The sequence below is a fragment of the Bradyrhizobium sp. AUGA SZCCT0283 genome (assembly GCF_018130385.1).
Lineage (GTDB): Bacteria > Pseudomonadota > Alphaproteobacteria > Rhizobiales > Xanthobacteraceae > Bradyrhizobium.
This window is the reverse complement of sequence record NZ_JAFCLU010000006.1, coordinates 113,399-138,241: the sequence shown is the minus strand read 5'-3', so window position 1 is coordinate 138,241 and position 24,843 is coordinate 113,399. Positions and strand designations below refer to the sequence as shown.

Here is a 24,843-nt window from a genome sequence, read left to right as displayed (position 1 = left end):
CGGAATCACGCGATGATGGAAGGCGCGATCGTCTTGCGATACAGCGCGCTGTAACAGGCGGCCGACAGATCCCAGCTAAACGATCGTGCCATCGCGCTGCGCCGCATCGCGTCGAGGCGGTCCTTGGCGCGGAACGCATCGAACGCGCGCCTGACGCCGCCGAGGAAAGATTCCGCCGATGGTTGCGAAAACAGGAATCCGGTCTCGCCGTCCTTGATGGTTTCCGCCAGTCCGCCGGTCTGGTGGCCGATTGGCAGCGATCCGAATCGTTGCGCATACATCTGGCTCAGCCCGCACGGTTCGAACCGCGACGGCATCAGCGTGAAATCGCTGCCGGCAAAAATCCGCCGCGCCTGGGCGTCGTTGAAGCCGATGACGACGCCGATCGCATCCGGCCTGCGGCGGTGCGCCTTGACCAGCGCCTGTTCGATCTGGGCCTCGCCGCTGCCGGTCACCACGATCTGTCCACCCGCCTCGATGATTTCGTCGGCGGCAGACAGGACGAGATCGACGCCCTTCTGGTGCACCAGGCGGGCGACAAGCCCGAACAGCGGACCGCGCGACAGCGCCAGGCCAAACTGCTTGCGGACGTAGTCGGCATTCGCCTGCTTGCCTTCCCAGTCGCCGGGGGCGAAGGTCTGCGCCAGATGCGCGCAGGCGCTGGGATCCCAGCTTTCGTCGATGCCGTTCAAGATGCCGGTCAGTTGCGCGGCGTCCGAGCGGCGCTGCAGCAGGCCTTCGAGCCCGCAGCCGAGCTCGCGCGTCGTGATCTCCTTCGCATAGGTGGCGCTGACGGTGGTCAAATGCGAGGCGTAGACGAGGCCGCCCTTGAGGAACGACACATGGTCGTAGAACTCAAGTCCGTCGATATGGAAGGAGCTTTCGGGCGCCCCGATCCGGCGCAGCGAGTCCGGCGGGAACAGCCCCTGATAGGCGAGGTTGTGGATGGTCAGGATCGAGGGGACCTTTGAGCCTCGCCATGCCAGATAGGCCGGCGCCAGCGCGGCCTGCCAGTCGTTGGCATGGATCAGGTCTGCTGCCCAATTCTTGTCCAGGGTGCCCGCGGCAAGTTCGGCGGCGGCGGATGCGAAGCGGCCGAACCTGACGTCGTTGTCCGGCCAGTCGCGCCCCGATTCGTCGCCATAGGGATTGCCCGGCCGGTCGTAAAGCTGCGGGCAGAGCAGGACGTAAACCGGCAGACCATCCTTGGTCGCTGCCCGCCCGAGCGAGCAGGCCGGCATCTCTGCGAGAGCGGGGCATTCCCCAACGATTTCAATGTGGGTGAACTGTTCGACGATATCCCGATAACCGGGCAGCATGATCCGGACGTCACTCCAGCGGCGCAGCGCCCGGGGCAGGGCGGCGGAAACGGCAGCGAGCCCGCCCACCCGGACGAAGTCATCCATTTCAGTGGTGACGAACAAGACCTTCAAGGCAAATGTCCTCGTTCAGCCGCTCTGACAATCGATGCAAGAATGGGTCCAATTTCCTTACCCATTATAACGCACGCTGCGGGCCAGCGTTCCTGGCGAACTACTTCCCTGTCGACGCTGCACAATTTAGGGTCACGGCCGCTAACCGAAACGAATGGCCGCAAAAGGCCGAAGGAGCTTCACGTAATGACCATAGCCGGCAATGATCAGAGGAATTTGACAGGCAGCTTCGCAGGCCTGCGGGTCCTCGATTTCTCGACCACGATTGCCGGACCCCATTGTACACGAATGCTCGCCGATATGGGAGCGGAGGTTATCAAGGTCGAGACCGAGGAGGGCGAGACGATGCGGACCCGCCCGCCGGTGCGGAATAATTGCTCGACCGCCTTCGGCCAGCTCAATGTCGGCAAGAACAGCCTGGTCCTGGATTTGAAGTCGCCTGAGGGATCGGAGGCGGTCCGCCGGCTGGTCGCGACCGCGGACGTGCTGGTGGAGAATTTCCGTCCGGGCGTGATGCGGCGATTGAAGCTTGATTATGCCTCGCTGCATGAGGTCAACCCGAAGCTGATCTATTGCTCGATCTCGGGATACGGCCAGACCGGGCCGTCGGCCGAGCTGCCGGCCTATGCGCCGGTGATTCACGCGGCCTCGGGCTATGAGATGGCGCATCTGGCTTACCAGCCGGGACGAAGCCGGCCGGACTATTGCGGCATCTACCACGCTGACGTGCTGACCGGTGTCTATGCGTTCGGCGCCATCTCGGCGGCGCTGTATCAGCGCAAGACAACCGGGCAGGGCCAGCATATCGATGTCTCGATGCTGGAATCCATGCTGAGCCTGACGCTGAACGAACTGCAATGGTCGCAATTCGAAGTGAAGCCGACGCAGCGGCCGAGACGACGGACGGCTACGTGATGATGGCGATCGCCAGCGAGAAAACCTTCCAGAGCCTGATGCAGGTGATCGGTCACCCGGAGTGGGTGACCGATCCGCGCTTTGCGAAATATTCCGATCGGCGGGAAAACTGGGCGAGCCTGATGGAAGGCGTGGAGGCGTGGTCGCGTGCCGTGACGACCGAACAATGCCTCGCGGCGCTCAACGCGCACGGCGTTCCCTCATCGGCCTACCGCACCGTCGCCGAGGCGCTGCGCGATCCCCAGATTGCCCATCGCGGTGCATTGGCCGAGGTCGAGGACGGCGGCGGCACCTTCAAGGTGCTCAATCTGCCGTTCCGCATGTCGGGCGCCGCAGTTTCGGCAGCGCGGCGCATGTCGACGCTCGGCGAGCATACGCGTGCCTACCTGAAGGAGACCGGGCTGTCGGAGGATGAGATCGCAGCCTTTGCCGAAAAGGCGCAGGTCACCGCGCGCGGCTGACAGCGCGGTCCGCACAGCGAAACATGAACCTGCGGCGTTTTCATCCGCGGGTTGCGAACGGCCTTGCCCGCGACGACGATTCCAGACAATCTTACCGCAGCGATCATGATCCGGAATACCGGACGGATGACACAGCGGAGGGAACATCGATGAAAGCGGCGATCCGTTCGAGCGCGCTCGCGCGAATATTTCTTGTGGCGGGATTTGGCGTTGCGTCGTCGGCAATGCCTGCCAACGCACAGAAAGCGGGCGGCAGCATCACCGTCGGCCTCGAAGTCGATATCCCCGGCTTCGATCCACTAAAGGTCGGTGTGTACGACACGGCGGTGGAAACCGCGGCCGCAGCGATCTTCGACACGCTCGTCGCGCTCGACGACAACGGCAAGCCGGTACCGAAGCTGGCGCTGTCCTGGACGCATTCGGATGACTACAAGACCTGGACATTCAAGCTCAGGCCTGGCGTCAAGTTTCACGACGGCACGCCTTTCAATGCGCAAGCGGTCAAGGAAAATTTCGATCGGCAGAAAGACCCTGCCAACAAATGCCGATGCGCGTTTTACATCGCCTATGTCAACAACGTGCAGGCGCCCGATGAGCTGACAGTGGTCTACAATCTGAATGATCCGCAGGTCAACCAGCCTGCACTGATGACCATTCAGAGTTCAAACAATGTTGTTCACTCGCCGACGGCGTGGAAGACCAAGGGCGACGACTACAACCGCAACCCGGTCGGCACCGGTCCCTTTATTCTGAAGTCCTGGACCGCGGGCGACCGCATGGTTTTGGAAAAGAATCCGGATTACTGGAACAAGGGCCGTCCCTATCTCGACCGCATCGTGTTGAAGCCGTTGCCGGACGCGCAGTCGCGTTTCGCCAGCCTGCAATCCGGTGAGGCCGATATCGTCTGGGACGACGAATACAGCGCCGATAACATCGCGCGCGCTCAAAAAGATCCCAAGATGAAGGTGCACACCTACGCCGGCTCCGGCGCGCAGGTTTACGCCATCAACACCAAGGTCGCACCGTTCGATGATGTCCGCGTGCGCCAGGCATTGGTGATGGCACTCGACCGCAAGAAGATGTCGCAGGCGATCACCAATGGCCTCGCGCGACCCGCCAGCAACCCCTATGGCGACGGTTCCTGGGTCAAGTGCAAGGACGACGGTGCGCTTCCTGAAGACGTTGAGAAAGCAAAGGCGCTGATCAAGGACTATGGCAAGCCGGTCGAGTTCAAGCTGGTGGTCACCGCGACGCCGCGCGGCCGCACCATCGGTCAGGTGCTGCAGCAGTTCTGGAAACGGGCGGGCGCCAATGCGGAGATCGAGCAGATCGATCAGGCCTCGTTCCCGCCACGCGCCTTCATGCGCCAGTTTCAGGTGATAGGGTGGCGGATCGTCGATCTCGCCGATCCCGATCCCCAGATGTACGCCAACTTCCGCACCGGCAGCCCGGTGGCGCTCGCCAATTATTCCAATCCCGAACTCGACAAACTGCTCGACCACGCGCGGGTCACGGCCGATCCGGAAAAGCGGACCGAAGATTATTGCGCGATCAGCCGCATCATCAACAAGGAGGCGATCTGGTTCTGGACCTTCCAGAACACCTATTACGCGATCGCGACGTCCAGGCTGAAGGGCCTGCCAAAAATCTATCATGGGGTCATCGACGTCTCGGACACCTGGCTGGAATGATCTTCCATGCTGTTCTTTGTTGCGCGTAGGCTTTTGTACCTGACACCGGTCCTGATCGCCGTATCGCTGTTGACGTTCTTCATCGCCTCGCTGCTGCCGGGCGATCTCGCCTACGTGATCCTCGGCGATCAGGCGACGCCTGAAAACGTCGCGGCGCTTCGCAAGGACATGGGGCTCGATCAACCGGTCTGGATCCGTTATTTCAGCTGGCTCGGCAACATCCTGCAGGGCGACTTCGGCCGGTCGTTCCGCACCGGGCAAACGGTGCTGCAGGCGGTGACCGAACGGCTGCCGGTATCGATCGAGCTAATGCTCCTGGCCGAAATCATCGGCCTCATCATCGGCGTTCCGCTGGCCATCGTGTGCGCGGCCCGCAGCGGCAGCGCCTTCGATCGCTTCGTGACCGGCAGTGCCTTTGCGATGCTCTCCGTGCCGGCCTTCCTGTCGGCGATCCTGCTGATCTATCTCTTCGCGGTGGAGCTGCGCTGGCTGCCGGCGACGGGCTACATCTCGTTTACCGAAGACCCGGCCGCGAACCTGCGCTTCATGGTGTTGCCGGCGCTGACGCTGGCACTCGCCGAATGGCCGGGGATCATGCGGGTGCTGCGCTCCGACATGATCGCGACCCTGCAGGAAGACTATATCGCACTGGCGAAAGCCAAGGGATTGAAAGCCTCCCGCATCTTGTTCGTGCACGCGCTGAAACCGTCCTCGCTGACGCTGGTCACGATCACCGGCATCAATATCGGGCGATTGATCGGCGGCACCGTCATCGTGGAGACGATCTTCGCGCTTCCGGGGATCGGCCGGCTCCTGATCGGCGCGATTTATACCCGCGACCTCATCATCCTGCAGGGTGTGGTGCTGCTGGTTGGCGCCGGTTTCGTGATCGTGAACTTCATTGTGGATTTGCTCTACGCCGTCCTCGACCCCAGGATTCGTCATGGCCACGCTTGAACTCGCAATCGACGAAGGCGTCGCGGCGCAACCGGCAAAGCGCGGACGCCGATTGGGGCTGCTGTTCTGGATGGCGATCGGCTGGATGATTTTCATGTTTGCGGTCGCGATCCTGGCGCCGGTGCTGCCGCTGCCGAGCCCGACCGATATGGACATGCTGGAGCGGCGGGCTCCGTTCTCCATGGAGCACTGGCTCGGAACCGACGGTCTTGGCCGCGACGAGCTCTCAGGCTCGTCCATGGCGCGCGAATTTCGCTCGTGGTCGGGCTGTGTGCACCCATCATCGGGCTCATCATCGGTGGCGCGCTCGGCATGCTAGCGGGCTATTTCCGCGGCCGGTTCGAATCGATCGTGGTCGGCAGCATGGACGTGCTGCTGGCGTTTCCACCCCTGATTCTGGCGCTGGCCGTGACCGCCTTCCTGGGGCAGTCGATCCTCAACCTCACCTTCATTCTCGGTGTGCTCGGAATTCCCGCCTTCATGCGGGTGGCGCGGGCGGCGACGTTGACGCTCGCGCGGCGTGAATTCGTTATCGCCGCGCAAGCGCTCGGGGCCACGCATGCGCGCATCCTGTTGCGCGAACTATTGCCGAACGTGATCCTGCCCCTGTTTGCCTTCTTCCTGCTCGCCGTTGCCGTCACCATCGTGGTCGAGGGCGCCTTGTCATTCCTGGGCCTCGGCGTGCCGCCGCCGATCTCGAGCTGGGGCACCATGATTGGGGAGGGGCGCGAGAGCCTCGATGTCGCGCCAAGGCTCGCCTTCCTCCCGGCAGCGGCGATGTTCCTCACCGTGCTTTCCTTCAATCTGGTCGGCGATACGCTGCGTGCGCTCACCGACCCACGTCAGGGCGCGCTGTGACTGGGAATACCTTGCTTTCCGTCGAAGACGTTGTCGTCGATCTGCCGACCCCGCGCGGCAATCTGCGCGCGGTGGATCGGGTCAACCTCACCGTCGGCGCCGGCCAGACGCTCGGCGTGGTCGGCGAATCCGGCTGCGGCAAGACCATGCTGTCGCGGGCGATCCTGCAACTGCTGCCGAAGAAGGCAAAGCTCTCGGGCCGGGTGATGTTCGACGGGCAGGACCTGCTGCAGCTCTCGCCGGAGAAATTGCGCAAGCTGCGCGGCCGCTCGCTGGCGGTCGTGTTCCAGGACCCGATGACCTCGCTCAACCCGGTGCTCACGATCGGCACCCAGTTGATCGAGACGCTGCAGGAGCATCTCGAACTCGACGACGCCACCGCCACCAGGCGCAGTATCGAATTGCTCGCGGCGGTCGGAATCCCGGCGCCCGAGCAGCGGCTGGCGCAGTATCCGCACCAGCTCTCCGGCGGGATGCGCCAGCGGGTGGCGATTGCGATTGCGCTATCCTGCGAGCCAAAACTGTTGATCGCCGACGAGCCGACCACCGCGCTCGACGTGACGATCCAGGCGCAGATCCTCGATCTCCTGGCGCGGGAGCAGCGCCGCCGGCACATGGCGATGATCCTGATCACCCATGATCTCGGCGTCGTCGCCGGCCGCACCGATGAAGTCGCCGTGATGTATGCCGGCCGCGTGGTCGAGCGCGCGCCGACGCCCGCGTTGTTCAAGAAGATGCGAATGCCTTATACCGAGGCGCTGCTGGCGGCGCTCCCTAAACTCGATGCCGCGCCCCACACGCCCCTGCCGGCCATCTCGGGGCGTCCGCCCGATCCGACCCGGCCAATGCTGGGGTGCTCGTTCTCGCCGCGCTGCCGCTATGCGGTGGCCCGCTGTCATACCGAGAAGCCCGCGCTCGAGGCGGCAGAGACGAGCGAACATCAATATGCCTGCTTCCACCCGATCGAAGTCCATGCGGAGGCCGTCGCATGATGCAGCAAGCCGTGTCGGCCGCTTCTGGCGAGCCGCTGCTCGCCGTCGACGATCTGGTCGTGGAATATCCCGTCGGCGCGAAGATCGTTCATGCCGTGTCCGGCGTGTCCTTGCAGATCGCCCGCGGCGAGACGCTGGGTCTGGTCGGCGAATCCGGCTGCGGAAAATCGACGCTGGGCCGGGCGGTGCTGCAATTGCGCCGGCCGACCTCGGGGCGGGTTCTGTTCGACGGTCACGATCTCACGACGATGCAGGGCGACGCGCTGCGCCAGATGCGCCGGCGTGTGCAACTGATCTTCCAGGATCCGATCGCCTCGCTGAACCCGCGCCGCAAGATCGGCGACATCGTCGCCGAGCCGCTGGTGATTGCAGGCGTCAAGGATCCGGAGAAGCGCGAGCAGCTCGTCCACGAGGTGCTGAGTGCGGTCGGGCTTGATCCGACCCTGGTCGTGGGACGGCTGCCGCATGAATTCTCCGGCGGCCAGTGCCAGCGCATCTGCATCGCGCGCGCGCTCATCCTCAACCCGGAGTTCATCGTCTGCGACGAGCCGGTTTCCGCGCTCGATGTTTCCATCCGCGCCCAGATACTCAATTTGCTGGAAGAGATGAAGGGCCGGTTCGGCTTGACGCTGTTGTTCATCGCGCACGACCTCGCGGTGGTGAAAGCCGTCAGCGACCGCGTGGCGGTGATGTATCTCGGCCGGTTGTGCGAGGTCGGCCCTTCCGAACAGCTGTTCGCCCGGCCGGCGCATCCCTATACCGCGCTGCTGATCGAGGCGATTCCGGTGCCCGATCCGGACGTCCGCCCGACCGAGACCGTGCCGGTGGGAGAGCCGCCATCGCCGATCGCGCCGCCGTCCGGCTGCCGGTTTCGCACCCGCTGTCCCCGTGCGGATCAGCGATGCAGCGACGAGGTGCCGGAACTGCGCGCCGTGGCGCCGGGGCAGTTCGTGGCTTGCCATCACCCGCTGATCTGAATACCGGGAAAGCGTCGGCGGCGTTTGTCTCGACTGGGCAGACGTGGCAATGTCCGCGCAAGAAATGCCTGTGCCAAGAACAAGAATGATGGGAGAGAAGCGATGAAGAGTTTTCAGGTCGCCGAGTTCAACGCACCCCTGAAAGAGGTGGATCAGGAGACGCCGCAGCCGACGGGCACGCAGGTGCTGATCAAGGTGAAGGCGGCCGGCGTCTGCCACAGCGATCTTCACATCTGGGAAGGCGGCTATGATCTCGGCCATGGCCGCAAGCCGCTGTCTCTGAAGGACCGTGGCGTGTCGCTGCCGCGCACGATGGGGCACGAGACGGTCGGCGAGGTGCTGGCGTTCGGGCCTGACGTCACCGCGGCCGACAAGGGCGATCTCAAGGTCGGTGATGTCGCGCTGGTCTATCCCTGGCTCGGCTGCGGCAAATGCGCGACGTGTTTGGGCGGCGACGAGAACATGTGCGTGGTGAAACCAAATTCACTCGGCGTCTATTGCGACGGCGGCTATGCCGATCACATGACGGTGCCAAATCCGAAGTATCTGTTGAACCTCAGGGGGCTTGATCCCGTCACCGCGGCGCCCTATGCCTGTTCCGGCGTCACCACCTACAGCGCGCTGAAGAAGGTCGAATTCGCCTTCAACTCGCCGATCGTCATCTTCGGCGCCGGCGGGCTCGGCCTGATGGCGCTGTCGCTGTTGAAGGCGATGGGCGGCAAGGGCGCCATCGTCGTCGATATCGATGCACGCAAGCGCGAAGCCGCTGAGGCGGCCGGTGCGCTCGCCACCGTCGACGGCAAGGCGCCGGATGCGCTGGAGCAACTGACGAAGGCGGCCGGCGGTCCGATCCGCGCCGTGATCGATCTCGTCGGCAATGCGCAGACCACGCAGCTCGGTTTCGACTGCCTGACCAAGGGCGGCAAGCTCGTCATCGTCGGCCTGTTCGGCGGCGGTGCAACCTGGGCGCTGCCGCTGATCCCGATCAAGGCGATCACGATCCAGGGCAGCTATGTCGGCAATTTGCGCGAAACCGAGGAATTGCTCGAACTCGTTCGCAACAAGATGATCGCACCGATTCCGGTAACAACGATGCCGCTCGCGAAGGCGAACGAAGCGTTGACCGATTTGCAAAAAGGCAAGCTGGTCGGCCGCGCCGTGCTGACGCCGTAGGCCGGCTTCACGTGCCGTGGCTTCATCCTTCGAGACGCGCACAAGTGTGCGCTCCTCAGGATGAGGTCTTAGACCCTCATGGTGAGGAGCGCGGCAACGCCGCGCGTCTCGAACCACGAGGCCACTGACGCCTGCAATTCCAAGGAAACCCTATGTCCGCAAACAACGCCCTCCACATCGCCGTGCTCGGCGGCGATGGCATCGGCCCCGAGGTGATGGCGCCGGCGCTGGAAGTCCTGCGCAGGATCGAGGCGACGACGGACCTCAAATTCCGCTTCACCGATGCCCCGGCCGGCGCCAACAATTATCTCGCGACCGGCAAGTCGATGCCGGACAGCACCGTGCGGCTGTGCGAGGAAGCGGATGCCATCCTGCTCGGCGCCTGCGGCCTGCCGTCGGTGCGCTACCCTGACAATACCGAGATCGCTCCGCAGATCGAACTGCGCTTCCATTTCGACCTCTATGCCGGCGTGCGCCCGGCGCGGCTGATTCCGGGCGTGCCGAGCCCCATCGTCGGCGCCGACCAGCGCGGCATCGATTTCGTGCTGATCCGGGAATCCACCGAAGGCCTGTTCGCCTCGATGGGCAAGGGCGTGGTGACGGACACCGAGGCGCGCGAGACGCTCGTGATCACGCGCAAGACCTCGGAGCGGCTGTTTGAATTCTCGTTCCGCCTCGCCGAACGCCGCAAGGCGCGCGGGCGGACCAATGGCGGCTTGACCTGCGTCGATAAGGCCAACGTGTTCAGGGCGTTCGCGTTCTTTCGCGAGATGTTCGATGAGGCGGCCAAGCGCCACCCTGGCGTCAAGGCCGACCGGCTCTATGTCGATGCCTGTTCGCTGATGATGGTGAAGCGGCCCTGGGACTTCGACGTCATGGTGACGGAGAACATGTTCGGCGACATTCTCTCCGACCTTGCCGCCGGCCTGATCGGAGGGCTCGGCATGGCCCCCTCCGCCGATATCGGCGACCGTTATGCCGTGTTCCAACCCTGTCACGGCACCGCGCCCGACATCATGGGCCAGGGCAAGGCCAATCCCACCGCGATGATCCTGTCGGCGGCGATGATGCTGGACTGGCTCGCCGACAGGCACGGCCTCGAAAGCGCCGCCGAGGCCGGCGAGCGCATCGAGCGCGCGGTGGACAAGGCCTATGTCGGCGGCGTCAAGCCAATGGAATTCGGCGGCAGCAACGGCACCGCGGATATTACGAAAGCGGTGCTTGCGGCGCTGTAGAGGTCACACAGGTGCGAAATCCTTTGCCGCCTTGTTGAATGCCTCGACCTTGATCAAATCTTTTGTGTGGGTGTCGCCAAGATCTGTCCGTGTCTTGGAATCGACTCCCGCGGGTTGCACGGCACGGATCGCCTCGGCGACGTTGTCAGGGCCGAGCCCGCCAGCCAGGATAACCGGGGTTCGAACTCCTTCGACGATCCTCCGGCTGATGTTCCAGTCGTGGGTGACTCCGAGCGCGCCAATTTGCGGGTCGCCTTCGCGATGGCTATCGAGCAGCAGAAAATCGACCACTCCGTCATAGCTCTTGGCGATCGAAACACTTTCCGGTCCCGTCACAGCCACGCTTCGCATGAACAGGATATTCGGAAGGGCCTTTCGCAAATCGATAACGTGCGCAGGTCGGAGCAGTTCGGCCGACGCCCCGAGATGAACGATCGCCGGTCTGAGCTCTCGGGCCATATGCTCGATGAGCGCGAAATCGGCGGATAGGAAGAGCACCACCGACTTCGAAGGTCCCCTTATCGCTGCCGTGATCGCGGCGGCTTCGCGCGCCGAGCGCTCTCTGGAAAAGGCGCCGTTTCCGACCAGTACTCCAACATGGTCGACACCCAAAGCGGATATCGCATCTGCTTCAGATGTTGTCGATATCTCATAGATCTGCGTCAGCATGGCGCAAATTCACTCTTCGCTTTGCGGACCCCGACGCCAACAATGGCGAAGCCGCGAGGCCCGCCCCTGATCGCTGGCCATCCGAAGTCGGTGACTATCGTCCCTTGAACTGCGGCTTGCGTTTTTCCATGAAAGCCGTTCGGCCTTCACGAAAATCTTCGCTGTCCATGCAGGCCATGCCGATCGCCTTGATCGCGGCCATGTCGCGCCTGCTTTCGTCCTTCAACACCTCGGCAATGGTGATCTTGGCGGCCTTGATCGCCAGCGGCGCGTTGCCGGAGATGGTGCGCGCGATCTCCATGGTGGCGTCCCATAATTCCGCATCCGGCAGCACGCGGTCGACCAATCCAATGCGTACGGCTTCCGCAGCCTCGATCCGCATGCCCGTGTACATGATGAGCCGCGCCCAGGAGGGCCCGACCAGCGAGACCAGATGCTTGAGGCCGTCATAGCCATAGGCAATGCCGAGCTTTGCGGCGGGAATGCCGAACTGGCTGTTGTCGGAAGCAATGCGAATGTCTGTCAGCATCGCGACCTGCATGCCGCCGCCGAGGCAGAAGCCGCGGATGCAGGCAATCGTCGGCTTCGGGTAGCTCGCCAGCAGCGCACGCTGCGCCTCGCTCCGTTTCGAATATTCTTCCGAGGCCGCCGCATTGTGGCGGGTCTTTTCAAACTGGCTGATATCGGCGCCCGAGACGAAGGCCTTGTCGCCGGCGCCGACCAGGATCACGACGCGGACGTCGGGATTGTCGCGCAGTTCGACCAGCGCGAGGCCCAGGCCCTCCCACATTTCGAGCGACATCGCGTTGCGCTTGTCGGGATTGTTGAAGGTGATGACGCCGACGCCATCGCCGACGCTTTGCAGGATCTTGCCGTCGGCATGGGATGTTTCGGCGCTTTTGGGGATGTCGAGCATCGGTTGCGGCTTTCAGTCGGGAAACCTGGTCCACATTGTCGGACAAGCGTCGTGCCGAGGTCAATCGTTGACGAGGTCAATCGTTGCATCGAGACCAGCAACAGGTGCGGGGAGGGAATGCGAGATCGTCGGCGCAGGGCCTTGGCTCACGCGGGGTGGCGGCGTGGCGGGCATGGCCATGACGGTGGGGGAAGCTCTGCGGAAGCTGGCGCCCGCGACTGTTCGCCGGAACGTGCCGCGCAGCCTTGCTGCGATGCGGCCGGATTCCGCCATTTCGCAATGGCAACAAACCGATCTTGTCCCGGCCAGATCAAGATCAGGCCTAGCGCAGCAACAGGCTACCCGGCGATTTCTCGCGTCGATTGATCGGGTCCGCGGTGCTGCGATCCAGGCGCGATAATGCCTAGCCCTCGTTGGCGGCGATCGATTCCATCAAGGATACCAGCTGACGCTGTACGGTCTGGTCCTTGATCTTGCTGTAGGCGCGCAACAGCCTCAGGCTGAACGCGCTGTCCAGGAACAGCAGGCTCTCGACTTCGCGCGCCTTGCCGTCGCCGTCGTAGAAGAACGTCACGGGCACGTCGAGCGCGGTCGCGATTGCCTGAAGACGAGCAGCGCCGACACGGTTGACGCCCTTCTCGTACTTCTGGACCTGCTGGAAGCTGACGCCGAGCTTGTCGCCAAGCTCCGCCTGAGAGATTTTCTGTTCAACACGCCGCAGACGAATCCGCTTGCCCAATTCGATATCGGGTTTGCCGGCGCTGCGCTGTTTCATCTTCTTCGCTGCTGATCTGTTCATTCTGGTTTTACCGTCCTTCAATCGGGAAACCCTGGCAAAAGTAGGTCAGAGGTTCATCCGCATTTGCCGTGTTTAATGTCAGTCCGAACCGTGAGGTTGTAAAGAGAACCACCGGAATCCTGAGATATTACGGATGGTAGCCAAACGCATGCGCGTATTGGAAGCATCCTGATACCGGCGCCGCCAACCACTTAAGGCTGTCGGCACCCGGGGCGAATTTTGGCAAAAAACCCCGCCCTCTACATTTGACAAAATATTCGACAAACCACAACCACCGCGAGTTCAAAGGCCACAGATTTTGGCCAGCATGCTTACTGTGTCGCGCCCAAGCACCGGATTTCTACGGGGTTTTCCCACTGATGATGCGATCACTCGCAGTGCGTGTCGCCTAGATATCGACATGCATCGCGCAAAACTTCCGCGGGCAGTGATGCCTGATGAAATGCAGCAAAGTTCAGTTCCGGTTTTCGGATCAAGCGTGACGGGAAATTGCGGCAAGACGCATGCTCGCACGTCATCCGCGCTTTGATGCAGCGGGCCAGACTCGACATCGCGCAATATTTGCGGCGTGTCGGTTGCCTGCGCCATGAACCTCACCGCCGGCATCAGATGGAATTGCAAGACGTTGCCTCGGCAACTGATGGGCCGGGCAAGCCGTGAAGGGTGCTTGCGGCTATTTGCGGACGGGGACATCGGTTCGGCCCGCGCCTTCGGGGCGGATTTGCCGAAATGATTGCGATCATCGGCCCCGCCCTCCGCGGCCTATTGGTCCAGGGTACTACTTAAATTGGCTTCCACAGCCGCGCCGTTTTGCATACGCTTTGCGATAGTGGCCGCATCGCCGGCCAGGCCAAAGTCCCGCTTACAAGGGACGGGCATTACAGGGGAGGAACGCCATGAAGCGAAGAACCGTACTTGCGGGCCTTGGTGCGACGGCGGCTGCCGGCGCGCTGGGCATGCCAACGATCCTGAGGGCACAAGCGCCCGTCACGCTCAACGGAGCCGTGCAGTTCAACGACGATCATGCCTTCAACAGGGCGTTGATCCGGTTCGAGGAGCTGGTGAAGAAATATTACGGCAAGCCGATCAATTTTACGCTGCACAAGAATTCTTCGCTCGGCCTCGAAAAGCAGTATTTCGAGTACATGTCCCAGGGCAAGGCGGTCGATTACGGCATCGTCTCGCCGGCCCACATGTCGACCTTCGCCAAGGCGGCGCCGTTCATCGACGCGCCCTTTGTGTTCAAGGGCATCGAGCACATGAACAAGGTCGTCGAAAAGAACATTCTGGCGCCGATCGCCGATGAAGTCGCGGCCAAGGCCGAGGTGGTTCTGATTGGCTATGCCGGCGGCGGCATCCGCAACATCTTCGCCAACAAACCGCTCAAGAACATTGCCGACCTCAAGGGCCTCAAGGTGCGCGTGCAGGGCGCGCCGATCTGGTCGAAGACGTTTGCGGCCGTCGGCATGAGCCCGACCGTGATCGCCTACAATGAAGTCTACAACGCCATCCAGAACGGCGTGATCTCCGCCGGCGAGAACGAGGCGGCCGGCGTCGAGGCGATGAAGTTCTACGAAGTAGCACCCCACCTCAACCTGACGCAGCACGCGGTATCGATCCGCCCGATCTGCTTCTCGGTGAAAACGCTGAAGACCTTGCCCAAGGACTTGCAGGACGCGATCATGAAGGCCGGCAAGGAGGCCGGCGATTACGGCCGTCAACTGGAGTCGAGCGAGGAAGTCGTCAAGCTCGACACGCTGGAGAAGGCCGGCAAGCTCAAGCGCGTTCCGTTCGAGGAGCGCGACGCCATGAAGAAGCTCGCCGATCCCGTGATGGCCACCTACGCCAAGGAAATCGGCGCCGAGGGCATCTTCGAGAAGATCAACGTCGCGTAACAATTGTCGCACCGCGCGGCAGGAAAGTCGGGGCAAGCCAGATGGCTTGCCCCATTCCGTGATCGTTATCCCTCCGGAGTCATGATGACTGAAATACCAATGCCGCCGAACCCGTCGCTATGGCGCCGAGCGACGGCGGCCTATGCAAAATTGCTGGAAATCCTGCTCGCCGCCTGCGTCGGCATTCTGGTCATTCCGGTCACATTGCAGATCATCTCGCGCTACACGCCGTTCATTCCGTCCTACATCTGGACCGAGGAGATGGCGCGCTTCCTGTTCATCTGGACGATCATGATCGGCGCCATGGTCGGCATAAGGGAGTCGCAGCATTTCGAGGTTGACGTCTGGCCTGACCTGTCACGCCGAAGCGAGGCCATGGTGCGGATTCTCGCGCGGATCGGGGTGCTGGCGATGGCGGTGGTGTTTGTGTGGGCCGGGCTCGAATTCACGCGGTTCGCCTGGAACCGTACGTCGGAACTGGCGGATCTGCCGCTCTGGATGATCCATGTCGCCTGGCCGGTGGCCGGCGTGACGTGGATCGTGTTTGCGGGGGAGCAGATCCTCGATGAGATGCGGATTCTGCTTGGGGCAAAACGATGAGCGGCAATGTTCTTTCTGCCGGACAGGCCGCCATGGTCCTGTTCGGGGTTTTCATCGGCCTGCTCATCATACGCGTGCCGGTCGCCTTTGCGCTCGGCCTTGCCTGTGTGCCGATCCTCTTGACCGAGCCGCGCCTGTCGATCATGACGCTCGCGCAGGAGACCTTCAACGCCTACAATTCGTTCATCCTGCTGGCGGTGCCGTTCTTCCTCTTGACCGCCAACCTGATGAGCATCGGCGGCATCACCGACCGCCTGGTCGCGTTGTCGCGCTCGATGGTCGGGCATTGGCCGGGATCGCTGGCGCAGATCAATGTCGTGCTGTCGGTGTTCTTTGCCGGCATCTCCGGCTCCTCCACCGCGGACGCGGCGAGCCAATCCAAGATCTTCATCGACGCCCAGACCAAGGAGGGCTACGATCTCTCCTTCTCCATCGCCATCACCGCGGTTTCCGCCGTGCTCGCCGTCATCATCCCGCCCTCGATCCTGATGATCGTATGGGGCGGGCTGATCTCGACCTCGATCGCCGCGATGTACCTCGCCGGTATCGTGCCGGGATTGCTGATCGCAGGCGCGCAGATGGCGACCGTGCATGTCTATGCCGTGCGCCGCGGCTATCCGACCTATCCGAAGGATAGCTGGCGGGACATGTGGTGGGCGATCTTGCGGTCGATACCGGCGCTGACGACGCCGTTCATCATCGTCGGCGGCATTTTGCTGGGATGGTTTACCGCGACCGAATCCGCATGCGTCGCGGTGCTCTATTCCGTGGCGCTATCGACGTTCTTCTACCGTGAAACCGGCGCGCGCCAGCTCTACAAGGCGTTGCTGGACACCGGACGTCTCGCCGGCGTCGCGCTGTTTTGCATCGGTACCGCGAGCGCCTTCGGCTGGCTATTGGCTTATTACAGGATACCGCAGGAACTGCTGGCCAACGTCTCGACCTGGGGCATGGGCCCGATCGCGGCGGGCTTCTTCATCTCCTTTTGCTTTCTGGTGGTGGGCTGCTTCCTCGACGCCATTCCGGCGATCATCATCGTCGGTACCGTTCTCGAGCCGCTGGCGAAATCGGTCGACCTCCACCCGGTGCAGTTTGCGATCATCTCGATCGTCTCGCTGGCATTCGGGCTGGTGACGCCGCCCTATGGCCTGTGCCTGATGATCGCCTGCTCGATCGCGGGCGTGCGGCTGCGCTATGCGCTGAAGGACACGGTCATCATGCTGATCCCGATGCTGCTGGTGCTGGCCGCATTGATCATCTGGCCTGGCGTTTCGCTGTTCCTGCCACGGCTGATCGTGCCGGAGATGCTCAAGTAGCTATTCGTCCCTGTCGAGCGCGCAGCTCACGGTGTAGATGACGCCGCGCGGCAGGAAGTCGACGGTCGCCTCGCCGCCGAGCTGGTCGCGCGCGCTGCGCTCGATCAGCCGCGAGCCGAAGCCGCGCTGCACCGGCGCCGTGACGGGCGGGCCGCCTGCCTCGGTCCAGATCAGCCGCAGCTTGCGCCCGTCGCCTTCGTCGAGGATCTCCCAGTCCACCGCCACGGTGCCGGTGTCGTTCGACAGCGCGCCGTATTTGGCGGCATTTGTTGCGATCTCGTGCACGATCATCGACAGCACCACGGCGAGCCGCGGCGACAGCGGAACCTGCGGTCCGAACATCCGCATCCGCTCCGGATTGTTGAGCAGATAGGGCTGCAGCACCCGCGCAATCACTTCCCGCAACTCCGCGCCCTGCCATTTTTCCTGGCTCAGCAAATTGTGCGCCTGCGCCAGCGCGCCGAGCCTTCCCTCGAATTTCTCGCGCTCCGCCCGGCTCGCGCTGCGGAACGTCTGGGTGGCGATCGACTGCAGCACCGCGAGCGTGTTCTTGACGCGGTGGTTGAGTTCCTCGATCAGGAGATTGTGGAGCATCTCGCCGCGGGCGATCTGGGTCGCCATCCGTACCGCAAAGGCGAGGCCGACCATCAGCAGAACGGCGCCCATCACGCTGGTGATCGCGAGGTTGCGCCAGAGCGGCGCGACCAGCGAGCTTTCGGCGACCCCTGCGGCAACCGTCCAGCCGGTGAGCGAGGAGCGGGCAAAGCTCGTAATCAGCGGCACGCCCTCGAGCGATACCGTCGGCACGGTAGCTTCGGGATTGTGGAACATCTGCACATAAAGCGAGGACGATGCACGCTTGCCGACGGTTTCCTGCGGGTTCGGCACGCGCGCGAAATTGGTGCCTTCGCCGTCGAAGATCGAGATTGTCCAGTCCTTGCTCGGCCGCTGCTGCTCGACCATGGCCTGAAAAATTTCGATCGGCGGACTGAAGGAGATGTCGTAGAGCACCTCGTTGTCGCGAATGACAGGTACTTCGACCGTCACGATCAGGCGCTTCTTGACGGTCCCGAAGAACAGGTTGGAATAGACCGGCTTCTTTTCCGCGAAGACCTTGTCCACCATGGCGAGGTTGTTGCGTGGCGGCAGGCTCGCGGAATCCGGGGTGAGCGATGAGAACACCTGGCGGCCTTCGCGGTCCGCCACCAGTACGACGCCGCCTTCGCCGTACTGGTCGAGGAAGCCCTGGGCGATGCGCCGGAATCCGATGAAATCACCGCTGCGCAGCGTGTCCGTCAGCGACAGCACCTGGAGCGCACCGGTTATGCGCTGCATCTCCGAGTCGAGCACGAGGCGAATGCTGCGCACGGTTTCGAGCACCCGTTGGGTCGCGTTCTGGCGGTCCTGCTTGTAATTGTTGTAGACGAGGCCGGCCGCGAAAATAATCAGCGGCAGCGTGGTTCCCGCGACCAGAAGGGCGAGACGCACTGGCAATGAAAGTTTCGGCAACGCAAGCCCCGGGTCGGCGCCAATCGGGCGAAGCATAGGAGAAGCCGCCGAATTTCGCCAAGGATATTAGAGGGATGTAAATCCACTCTCGGCAATGCGCCGGGTTCCGGGGCGATCGCCTTCGCGCCGCGGAACCCGGATTTTCCGGTCTTTAGAGATTGCTGTCGGTGATGGCGGCATACACCATGGTGCGCAGTTCGCGCCGCAACGGATAGGCGCTCGACGGCAGCACCTGCGTCATGAAGATCGTGATCAGCTCTTCCACTGGGTCGATGAAGAACGAGGTCGTCGCCGCGCCGCCCCAGTTGAACTCGCCGGGGCTGCCGGCGATCAGCGTTTGCGCAGGGTTCATGGTGACGGCGAAGCCGAGCCCGAAGCCGATGCCGTTATAGGCGGCTTCCGAGAACAGCGAGCGCGACATCGCCGGCAGATCGGCGCCGCCGGGCAAATGGTTCGACGTCATCAGCTTCAAGGTCTTCGGGCCCAGCAGGCGGACGCCGCCGAGCTCGCCGCCATTGAGCAGCGCCCGGCAGAAGGTCAGGTAGTCGGCCGCGGTCGAGCACAGGCCGCCGCCGCCGGAGATGAAGGAAGGCGGCTCCAGGAACGAACTCGTCGCCGGATCGTCCTGCAGCGTCAGCGTGCCCTTGCGCTCGGTGGCATGGAACGTCATGCCGCCTTGCGGATCGGCCGAATAACACGCCGCTAAACGATGCGCCTTGTCCTTCGGCACGAAGAAATCGGTATCGTTCATGCCGAGCGGATCGAGGATACGTTCTTTCAGGAACTGCTCGAACGGCTTGCCGCTGATCAGGCCGATGAGATAGCCGATCACGTCGGTGGCGACGGAGTAGTTCCAGGCCTCGCCCGGTGAAAATTCCAGCGGGATCTTTGCGAGGTCGTCGATCATGGTTTGCAGCGTGCCGGCCTTGACGACTTCGCCGATCTTGTTCTCGCGATAGGCGGCATCGACATTGCCGCGCTGCTGGAAGCCATACGTCAGGCCCGAGGTGTGGCGCAGCAGATCCACGATCAGCATTGGCCGCGACGGCGGGCGGGTCAGGAAGGCGGGATGCGTCCCGGCCACGAACACGCCGAGGTTCTTCCATTCCGGGATGTATTTGTGCACGGGCTCGTCCAGCGCGACGCGGCCTTCCTCGACCAGCATCATGAAGGCTACGCTCGTGAGCGGCTTGGTCATCGAATAGATGCGGAAGATCGTGTCGTCCTTGACCGGCACCTTGCGCTCGAGGTCGGCAAAGCCCTGCGCGGTCGAATGCACGACCTTGCCGCGGCGATAGATCAGGAGCTGTGTCCCCGGGAAGCGCCCGCCGTCGACATAGCGCTGCTTCAGGTGATTTTCGAGGCGATCGAGCGCCGCTTTCGACATTCCGGCGGATTCGGGCGAGGCGGGGGTGGGGGCTAACATCGGCACTGATCTCCGGCTGGCTATTGGCAGCCTTGATAGCCGAAAAGTGTACCCCATTCCAACCGGCCGTGCTTACAGCGCGCGGGGCCGTGGTATAGGCTGACGCCAGCCTTCGCCTATCCCGCAGGACAGCAAAAATGCGCCAATTCAGCGAAACCGAACTGACCGCCGCCGTGATCCGCAGTTTCGACGATACGCCGGATCCACGCGCCAAATTCCTGCTGCAGGAACTAGTGAAATCGCTGCACGACTATGTCCGCAGGACCGACCTCACCTTCGAGGAGTGGGAGTACGCGATCGATTTTCTGACCCGGACCGGCCAGAAGTGCACCCCGATCCGGCAGGAGTTCATCCTGCTCTCCGATGTGCTCGGCGTCTCGATGCTGGTCGACGCCGTGAACCACAGGGAGCGCGAGGGCGCCACCGAGACCACGGTGCTCGGCCCGTTCTATGTTGGCGAACACAAGGTGACGCCCCACGGGACCGATATCTCGGCCACGCTGCCGGGCGAGCGGATGTTCGTGCAGAGCCGCGTCACCGACCTTAAGGGCAAGCCGCTGGCGAATGCGCCGGTGGACGTCTGGCACGCCGATGATGACGGCTTCTACGATTCCCAGAAGCCGGCCTATGCGACGGAGGGGCCGTCGTCGCGGGCGCGCTTCATTACCGATGCCGATGGAAGGTTCTTCTTCCGCACCATCCTGCCGTGCAGCTATCCCATTCCCACCGATGGTCCGGTCGGCGAGATGATCGTGCAGACCCGCCGCCATGCGATGCGGCCGGCCCATGTGCATTTCCTGGTCGCCGCGCCCGGCTACCAGCCGCTGATCACGCATGTCTTCATGGACGGCGACAAATATCTCGATTCCGACGTGGTGTTCGGGGTCAAGGACGAGCTGGTTGCCAAAATCGAAAAGCGGACCGATCCGACGATGCCGGACGGCAAGCCTGCGGCCGCGCCGTGGCACCTCATGACCTACGAATTCCGCATGAAGCCGGGCGAGGGAAGCGCGCCGAAACCGATGATGGCGAAGGCCACCGAGGACGCTTGAAACACCGATTACATCGCGCTGCCCAATTCTTGTGCGACGCACAAGAATTGGGCGAATCGCAAATTTCGAAAGCGGGAGCCGGTTCCCGCGGCGTGATGATTTTCTCATCGTCCTTTCGGTAATGCACTGAAATAATTACATTTTTTGCAGCGCGAAGGGCTTGGCACGAAGCTTGAATAGCTAGTGCCGACGCCATTGATGCCGTCCCTTGAGACCATTCATCCGAACTGTGACGCCGCCATTCCGGGGCCTCCCTGGAACGCGCCTTTCTGCGCCTTGCGCGGTGACACCAGACGGACGGCCCCGTTTCACGCACTGACGCAAAGGACAACGACGCCCATGACGAAACCTACCATTCCGACCTCACGCCGTGGTTTCAGCCGCCGCCAGCTTCTGAAGGCGACCGGCGGAACGGCCGCCTTGCTCGCCGCCGCCAAGCTGAACTTCCCCGCCGGCGCCTTCGCGCAAGGGGCAGGTCCGGAGGTGACCAAGGCCACGCTCGGCTTCATCGCGCTGAGCGACGCCGGGCCGTTGTTCGTCGCCAAGGACAAGGGGCTGTTCGCCAAATACGGCATGCCCGACGTCGAAGTCGCCAAGCAGGCCTCATGGGGCACCACCCGCGACAACCTGGTGCTCGGCAGTGAAGGCAACGGCATCGACGGCGCGCACATCCTGACGCCGATGCCGTACCTGATCTCGGCCGGCAAGGTGACGCAGAACAATCAGCCGACGCCGATGTACATCCTGGCGCGGCTCAATCTCGATGCGCAGTGCATCTCGGTGGCCAAGGAATATGCCGACCTCAAGGTCGGCGTCGATGCCGCGCCGCTCAAGGCGGTATTCGAGCAGAAGAAAGCCGCCGGCAAATCCGTCAAGGCCGCGATGACCTTCCCGGGCGGCACCCACGATCTCTGGCTCCGCTATTGGCTCGCCGCCGGCGGCATCGACCCTGACAAGGACATTGAGACCATCACCGTACCGCCGCCCCAGATGGTCGCCAACATGAAGGTTGGCACGATGGATTGCTTCTGTGTCGGCGAGCCATGGCCGGGACAGTTGGTCCATCAGGGCATCGGCTATACCGCGATCAACACCGGCGAAATCTGGAGCAAGCATCCGGAAAAATCGCTCGGCATGCGCGCGGCCTGGGTCGACAAGAACCCGAAGGCCGCCAAGGCGATCCTGATGGCGGTCATGGAGGCGCAGCAATGGGCCGACAAGATGGAGAACAAGGACGAACTCGCCACCATCATGGGCAAGCGGCAGTGGATCAACTGTCCGGTTGAAGATATCGCCGATCGCGCCAAGGGCAAGTTCAACTACGGCATTCCCGGCAAGGTGGTCGAGAATTCGCCCCACATCATGAAGTACTGGCGCGATTTCGCCTCCTATCCGTTCCAGAGCCACGATCTCTGGTTCATGACCGAGGACATCCGCTGGGGCAAATATGAAGCCGGCTTCGACAGCAAGGCGCTGATCGGCAAGGTCAACCGTGAGGATCTGTGGCGCGATGCGGCCAAGACGCTCGGCGTCGCTGCTGCCGACATTCCGGCCTCCACCTCGCGCGGCAAGGAGACCTTCTTCGACGGCAAGGTGTTCGATCCGGAAAATCCGGCTGCGTATCTAAAGTCCCTGTCGATCAAGCGTGTTGATGTCTGATCAAGTCCGGGCCGCGCGTAAAGGAGCGGGCGGCCCGCCTTTCTTGAACACGGAGATATGATTTCAATGTCGATGCCTGCGATCAAAGCCGAAGCCACCGCGGTGGCCATTCCGACCGCCTCAAGCACCTCGCCGAGCACGGCGGCGCCAGTGGTCACGATGACGCCGAAGCAGGCGCCGCGTGCCGAGAAGTACGTCAAGATGGCGAGGGAGACCGCAGTACGCGTCGTCCCGCCGCTGGTCGTGCTCGCGCTGTTGATGCTGTTCTGGGAGCTGGTCTGCCGTCGCACCGGCTCGACCCTGCCGCCGCCGTCGCGCGTCTTCAAGGAAACCAAGGAGCTGATCTTCGATCCGTTCTTCGATCGCGGCGGCATCGACAAGGGCCTGTTCTGGCATTTGTCGGCTTCGCTTCAGCGCGTTGCGTTCGGCTACTCGATTGCCGCCATCGTCGGCATCGGGCTTGGCACGCTGGTCGGGCAGTCGGTATGGGCGATGCGCGGGCTCGATCCGCTGTTCCAGGTGCTGCGCACCATCCCGCCGCTGGCATGGCTGCCGCTGTCGCTGGCCGCGTTCCGTGACGGCCAGCCTTCGGCGATCTTCGTCATCTTCATCACCTCGGTCTGGCCGATCATCATCAACACCGCGGTCGGCATCCGCAACATCCCGCAGGACTATCGCAACGTCGCAGCCGTGGTGCAGCTCAATCCGCTGGAGTTCTTTTCCAAGATCATGATCCCGGCGGCGGCGCCTTATATCTTCACCGGTCTTCGCATCGGCATCGGCTTGTCCTGGCTTGCGATCGTAGCAGCAGAGATGCTGATCGGCGGCGTCGGCATCGGCTTCTTCATCTGGGACGCCTGGAACTCCTCGCACATCAGCGAAATCATCCTGGCGCTGTTCTATGTCGGCATCATCGGCTTCGTGCTCGACCGCCTGATCGCGGGACTGGCGAAGATCGTGACCCGCGGCACCGCACTGAACTGAAGGAAACATGTCATGCAGGCCTATCTGAAGCTCGACCACATCGACAAGACCTTCACCCGTGGCAACGCCACCACCGAGGTGCTGAAGGACATCAACCTGACGATCGAGAAGGGCGAATACGTCTCGATCATCGGCCATTCCGGCTGCGGCAAGTCCACGCTGCTCAACATCGTGGCCGGCCTCACCGACACCACGCAGGGCTGCGTGCTGCTGGAGAACCGCGAGGTCAATTCGCCGGGGCCGGACCGCGCGGTGGTGTTTCAGAACCACAGCCTGCTGCCCTGGCTGACGGTGTATGAGAACGTCCGGCTCGGCGTCGACAAGGTGTTCGCCTCGACCAAGACCCGGGCCGAGCGCGACGCCTGGGTGATGCACAATCTCAACCTGGTGCAGATGGCGCATGCCAAGGACAAGCGGCCATCCGAAATCTCCGGCGGCATGAAGCAGCGCGTCGGCATTGCCCGCGCGCTCGCCATGGAGCCGAAGGTGCTTTTGCTCGACGAGCCCTTTGGCGCGCTCGACGCGCTGACCCGCGCGCATCTGCAGGATTCGGTGATGGCGCTGCACCAGAAGCTCGGCAACACCATCCTGATGATCACCCACGACGTCGACGAGGCCGTGCTGCTGTCGGACCGCATCGTGATGATGACCAACGGTCCCAGCGCACGGATCGGCGAGGTGCTGGAAGTGCCGCTGGCGCGCCCGCGCAAGCGGCTCGAACTCGCGACCAACCCCGGCTACCTCAAGTGCCGGCAGCGCGTGCTCGAGTTCCTCTACGAGCGGCATCGCTTCGTCGAGGCGGCGTAAAGCGCGTCATCACTATCAGGAGACTTGGTGAACCAAAGCTCCTGGCGCGCGACCAACAGGCTCACCTTTAGGAACATTTGAGGAGAGTTTCGGTGAATCCAACACAAATCAATCTGGTTCAGGAGAGTTTCGCCAAAGTTGCACCGATTTCGGAGCAGGCCGCCGCTATATTCTACGATCGCCTGTTCGAAGTCGCGCCAACAGTGAAGGCGATGTTTCCCGCCGATATGAAAGAGCAGCGCAAGAAGTTGATGGCAACGCTGGCCGTAGTGGTGAACGGGTTGAGCAATCTCGAATCGGTGTTGCCGGCGGCCAGCGCGCTTGCCAAACGTCACGTCAGCTATGGCGCCAAGCCGGAGCACTATCCCGTCGTCGGTGGTGCACTGTTGTGGACCTTGGAGAAAGGGCTCGGCGAGGCCTGGACACCTGATGTCGCCGACGCCTGGACCGCGGCGTACGGCACGCTGTCCGGTTACATGATTTCGGAAGCTTACGGCAGCGCTCAAGCCGCCGAGTGAG

At 62.8% G+C, this 24,843-nt stretch carries 22 protein-coding genes and 1 pseudogene; 17 read left to right on the top strand and 6 right to left on the bottom strand.

What is annotated here, in order from left to right:
* Positions 1-5 precede the first annotated feature (5 nt).
* Positions 6-1,433 carry a glycogen synthase GlgA gene (glgA, locus tag JQ624_RS11065; protein ID WP_212418910.1) on the bottom strand — a complete coding sequence of 476 codons (1,428 nt, stop codon included), beginning with the start codon at positions 1,431-1,433 and terminating at the stop codon, positions 6-8.
* A 186-nt stretch (positions 1,434-1,619) separates the two neighbouring features.
* Here glgA and JQ624_RS11060 point away from each other — a divergent pair.
* The 9 genes and pseudogenes from JQ624_RS11060 to JQ624_RS11025 all read left to right on the top strand — a co-directional run bounded on the left by JQ624_RS11060 (position 1,620) and on the right by JQ624_RS11025 (position 10,692).
* Positions 1,620-2,809, top strand: a pseudogene (locus JQ624_RS11060) (CaiB/BaiF CoA transferase family protein).
* A gap of 149 nt (positions 2,810-2,958) precedes the next feature.
* Positions 2,959-4,500, top strand: coding sequence for an ABC transporter substrate-binding protein (locus JQ624_RS11055; RefSeq protein WP_212418909.1), 1,542 nt, complete (start codon positions 2,959-2,961; stop codon positions 4,498-4,500).
* Positions 4,501-4,506: 6 nt separating this feature from the next.
* The gene (locus JQ624_RS11050) at positions 4,507-5,457 is read left to right on the top strand and encodes an ABC transporter permease (protein ID WP_212418908.1); all 951 of its coding nucleotides are present in this window, start codon (positions 4,507-4,509) and stop codon (positions 5,455-5,457) included.
* Positions 5,444-5,776 (top strand): hypothetical protein, encoded by a 333-nt coding sequence (locus tag JQ624_RS38525; RefSeq protein ID WP_249129697.1) that lies wholly within the window; start codon positions 5,444-5,446, stop codon positions 5,774-5,776. Before JQ624_RS11050 ends, JQ624_RS38525 begins: the two co-directional genes overlap by 14 nt.
* Positions 5,716-6,315: an ABC transporter permease gene (locus JQ624_RS11045; protein ID WP_312014410.1), complete on the top strand. Its 600-nt coding sequence runs from the start codon at positions 5,716-5,718 to the stop codon at positions 6,313-6,315. The genes JQ624_RS38525 and JQ624_RS11045 overlap by 61 nt, the downstream gene beginning before the upstream one ends.
* Positions 6,316-6,326: 11 nt before the next feature.
* The gene (locus JQ624_RS11040) at positions 6,327-7,307 is read left to right on the top strand and encodes an ABC transporter ATP-binding protein (RefSeq protein ID WP_249129694.1); all 981 of its coding nucleotides are present in this window, start codon (positions 6,327-6,329) and stop codon (positions 7,305-7,307) included.
* The gene (locus JQ624_RS11035) at positions 7,304-8,284 is read left to right on the top strand and encodes an ABC transporter ATP-binding protein (RefSeq protein WP_249129693.1); all 981 of its coding nucleotides are present in this window, start codon (positions 7,304-7,306) and stop codon (positions 8,282-8,284) included. Before JQ624_RS11040 ends, JQ624_RS11035 begins: the two co-directional genes overlap by 4 nt.
* Before the next feature lie 102 nt (positions 8,285-8,386).
* The gene (locus tag JQ624_RS11030; protein ID WP_212418906.1) at positions 8,387-9,457 is read left to right on the top strand and encodes an alcohol dehydrogenase; all 1,071 of its coding nucleotides are present in this window, start codon (positions 8,387-8,389) and stop codon (positions 9,455-9,457) included.
* A gap of 152 nt (positions 9,458-9,609) precedes the next feature.
* Complete coding sequence (locus tag JQ624_RS11025; RefSeq protein ID WP_212418905.1) at positions 9,610-10,692, top strand: isocitrate/isopropylmalate dehydrogenase family protein; 1,083 nt, start codon at positions 9,610-9,612, stop codon at positions 10,690-10,692.
* Positions 10,693-10,695: 3 nt separating this feature from the next.
* Here JQ624_RS11025 and JQ624_RS11020 read toward each other — a convergent pair whose 3' ends face one another.
* From JQ624_RS11020 to JQ624_RS11010, 3 genes are all read right to left on the bottom strand, one after another.
* Positions 10,696-11,361, bottom strand: a complete 666-nt coding sequence (locus JQ624_RS11020) for a phosphoribosylanthranilate isomerase (RefSeq protein ID WP_212418904.1) — start codon at positions 11,359-11,361, stop codon at positions 10,696-10,698.
* A 94-nt stretch (positions 11,362-11,455) separates the two neighbouring features.
* Positions 11,456-12,277 carry an enoyl-CoA hydratase gene (locus JQ624_RS11015; RefSeq protein ID WP_212418903.1) on the bottom strand — a complete coding sequence of 274 codons (822 nt, stop codon included), beginning with the start codon at positions 12,275-12,277 and terminating at the stop codon, positions 11,456-11,458.
* A gap of 403 nt (positions 12,278-12,680) precedes the next feature.
* Positions 12,681-13,076, bottom strand: a complete 396-nt coding sequence (locus JQ624_RS11010; RefSeq protein WP_212418902.1) for a helix-turn-helix domain-containing protein — start codon at positions 13,074-13,076, stop codon at positions 12,681-12,683.
* Between the two features lie 896 nt (positions 13,077-13,972).
* On the opposite strand from JQ624_RS11010, the gene JQ624_RS11005 reads away from it, so the two are divergent.
* The 3 genes from JQ624_RS11005 (at position 13,973) to JQ624_RS10995 (ending at position 16,887) form a co-directional block, all read left to right on the top strand.
* The gene (locus JQ624_RS11005) at positions 13,973-14,971 is read left to right on the top strand and encodes a TRAP transporter substrate-binding protein (RefSeq protein ID WP_212418901.1); all 999 of its coding nucleotides are present in this window, start codon (positions 13,973-13,975) and stop codon (positions 14,969-14,971) included.
* Positions 14,972-15,055: 84 nt separating this feature from the next.
* Positions 15,056-15,571 (top strand): TRAP transporter small permease, encoded by a 516-nt coding sequence (locus tag JQ624_RS11000; protein ID WP_212418900.1) that lies wholly within the window; start codon positions 15,056-15,058, stop codon positions 15,569-15,571.
* A complete protein-coding gene (locus tag JQ624_RS10995) occupies positions 15,568-16,887 on the top strand; it encodes a TRAP transporter large permease (protein ID WP_212418899.1) in 1,320 nt (439 codons plus the stop codon). The genes JQ624_RS11000 and JQ624_RS10995 overlap by 4 nt, the downstream gene beginning before the upstream one ends.
* Here JQ624_RS10995 and JQ624_RS10990 read toward each other — a convergent pair whose 3' ends face one another.
* Positions 16,888-18,396 (bottom strand): sensor histidine kinase, encoded by a 1,509-nt coding sequence (locus JQ624_RS10990; protein ID WP_212419033.1) that lies wholly within the window; start codon positions 18,394-18,396, stop codon positions 16,888-16,890.
* 151 nt (positions 18,397-18,547) lie between these two features.
* Positions 18,548-19,822: a serine hydrolase gene (locus JQ624_RS10985; RefSeq protein ID WP_212418898.1), complete on the bottom strand. Its 1,275-nt coding sequence runs from the start codon at positions 19,820-19,822 to the stop codon at positions 18,548-18,550.
* Positions 19,823-19,959: 137 nt separating this feature from the next.
* Between JQ624_RS10985 and JQ624_RS10980 the strand changes: the two genes are divergently transcribed.
* The 5 genes from JQ624_RS10980 to JQ624_RS10960 all read left to right on the top strand — a co-directional run bounded on the left by JQ624_RS10980 (position 19,960) and on the right by JQ624_RS10960 (position 24,842).
* Positions 19,960-20,874: an intradiol ring-cleavage dioxygenase gene (locus JQ624_RS10980; protein ID WP_212418897.1), complete on the top strand. Its 915-nt coding sequence runs from the start codon at positions 19,960-19,962 to the stop codon at positions 20,872-20,874.
* Positions 20,875-21,213: 339 nt separating this feature from the next.
* A complete protein-coding gene (locus JQ624_RS10975) occupies positions 21,214-22,533 on the top strand; it encodes a CmpA/NrtA family ABC transporter substrate-binding protein (protein WP_212418896.1) in 1,320 nt (439 codons plus the stop codon).
* Between the two features lie 66 nt (positions 22,534-22,599).
* A complete protein-coding gene (gene ntrB, locus JQ624_RS10970; protein WP_212418895.1) occupies positions 22,600-23,517 on the top strand; it encodes a nitrate ABC transporter permease in 918 nt (305 codons plus the stop codon).
* A 12-nt stretch (positions 23,518-23,529) separates the two neighbouring features.
* Complete coding sequence (locus tag JQ624_RS10965; protein ID WP_212418894.1) at positions 23,530-24,324, top strand: ABC transporter ATP-binding protein; 795 nt, start codon at positions 23,530-23,532, stop codon at positions 24,322-24,324.
* 92 nt (positions 24,325-24,416) lie between these two features.
* On the top strand, positions 24,417-24,842 hold the full coding sequence (locus tag JQ624_RS10960; RefSeq protein WP_212418893.1) for a globin family protein: 426 nt from the start codon (positions 24,417-24,419) through the stop codon (positions 24,840-24,842).
* Position 24,843: the final 1 nt, after the last annotated feature.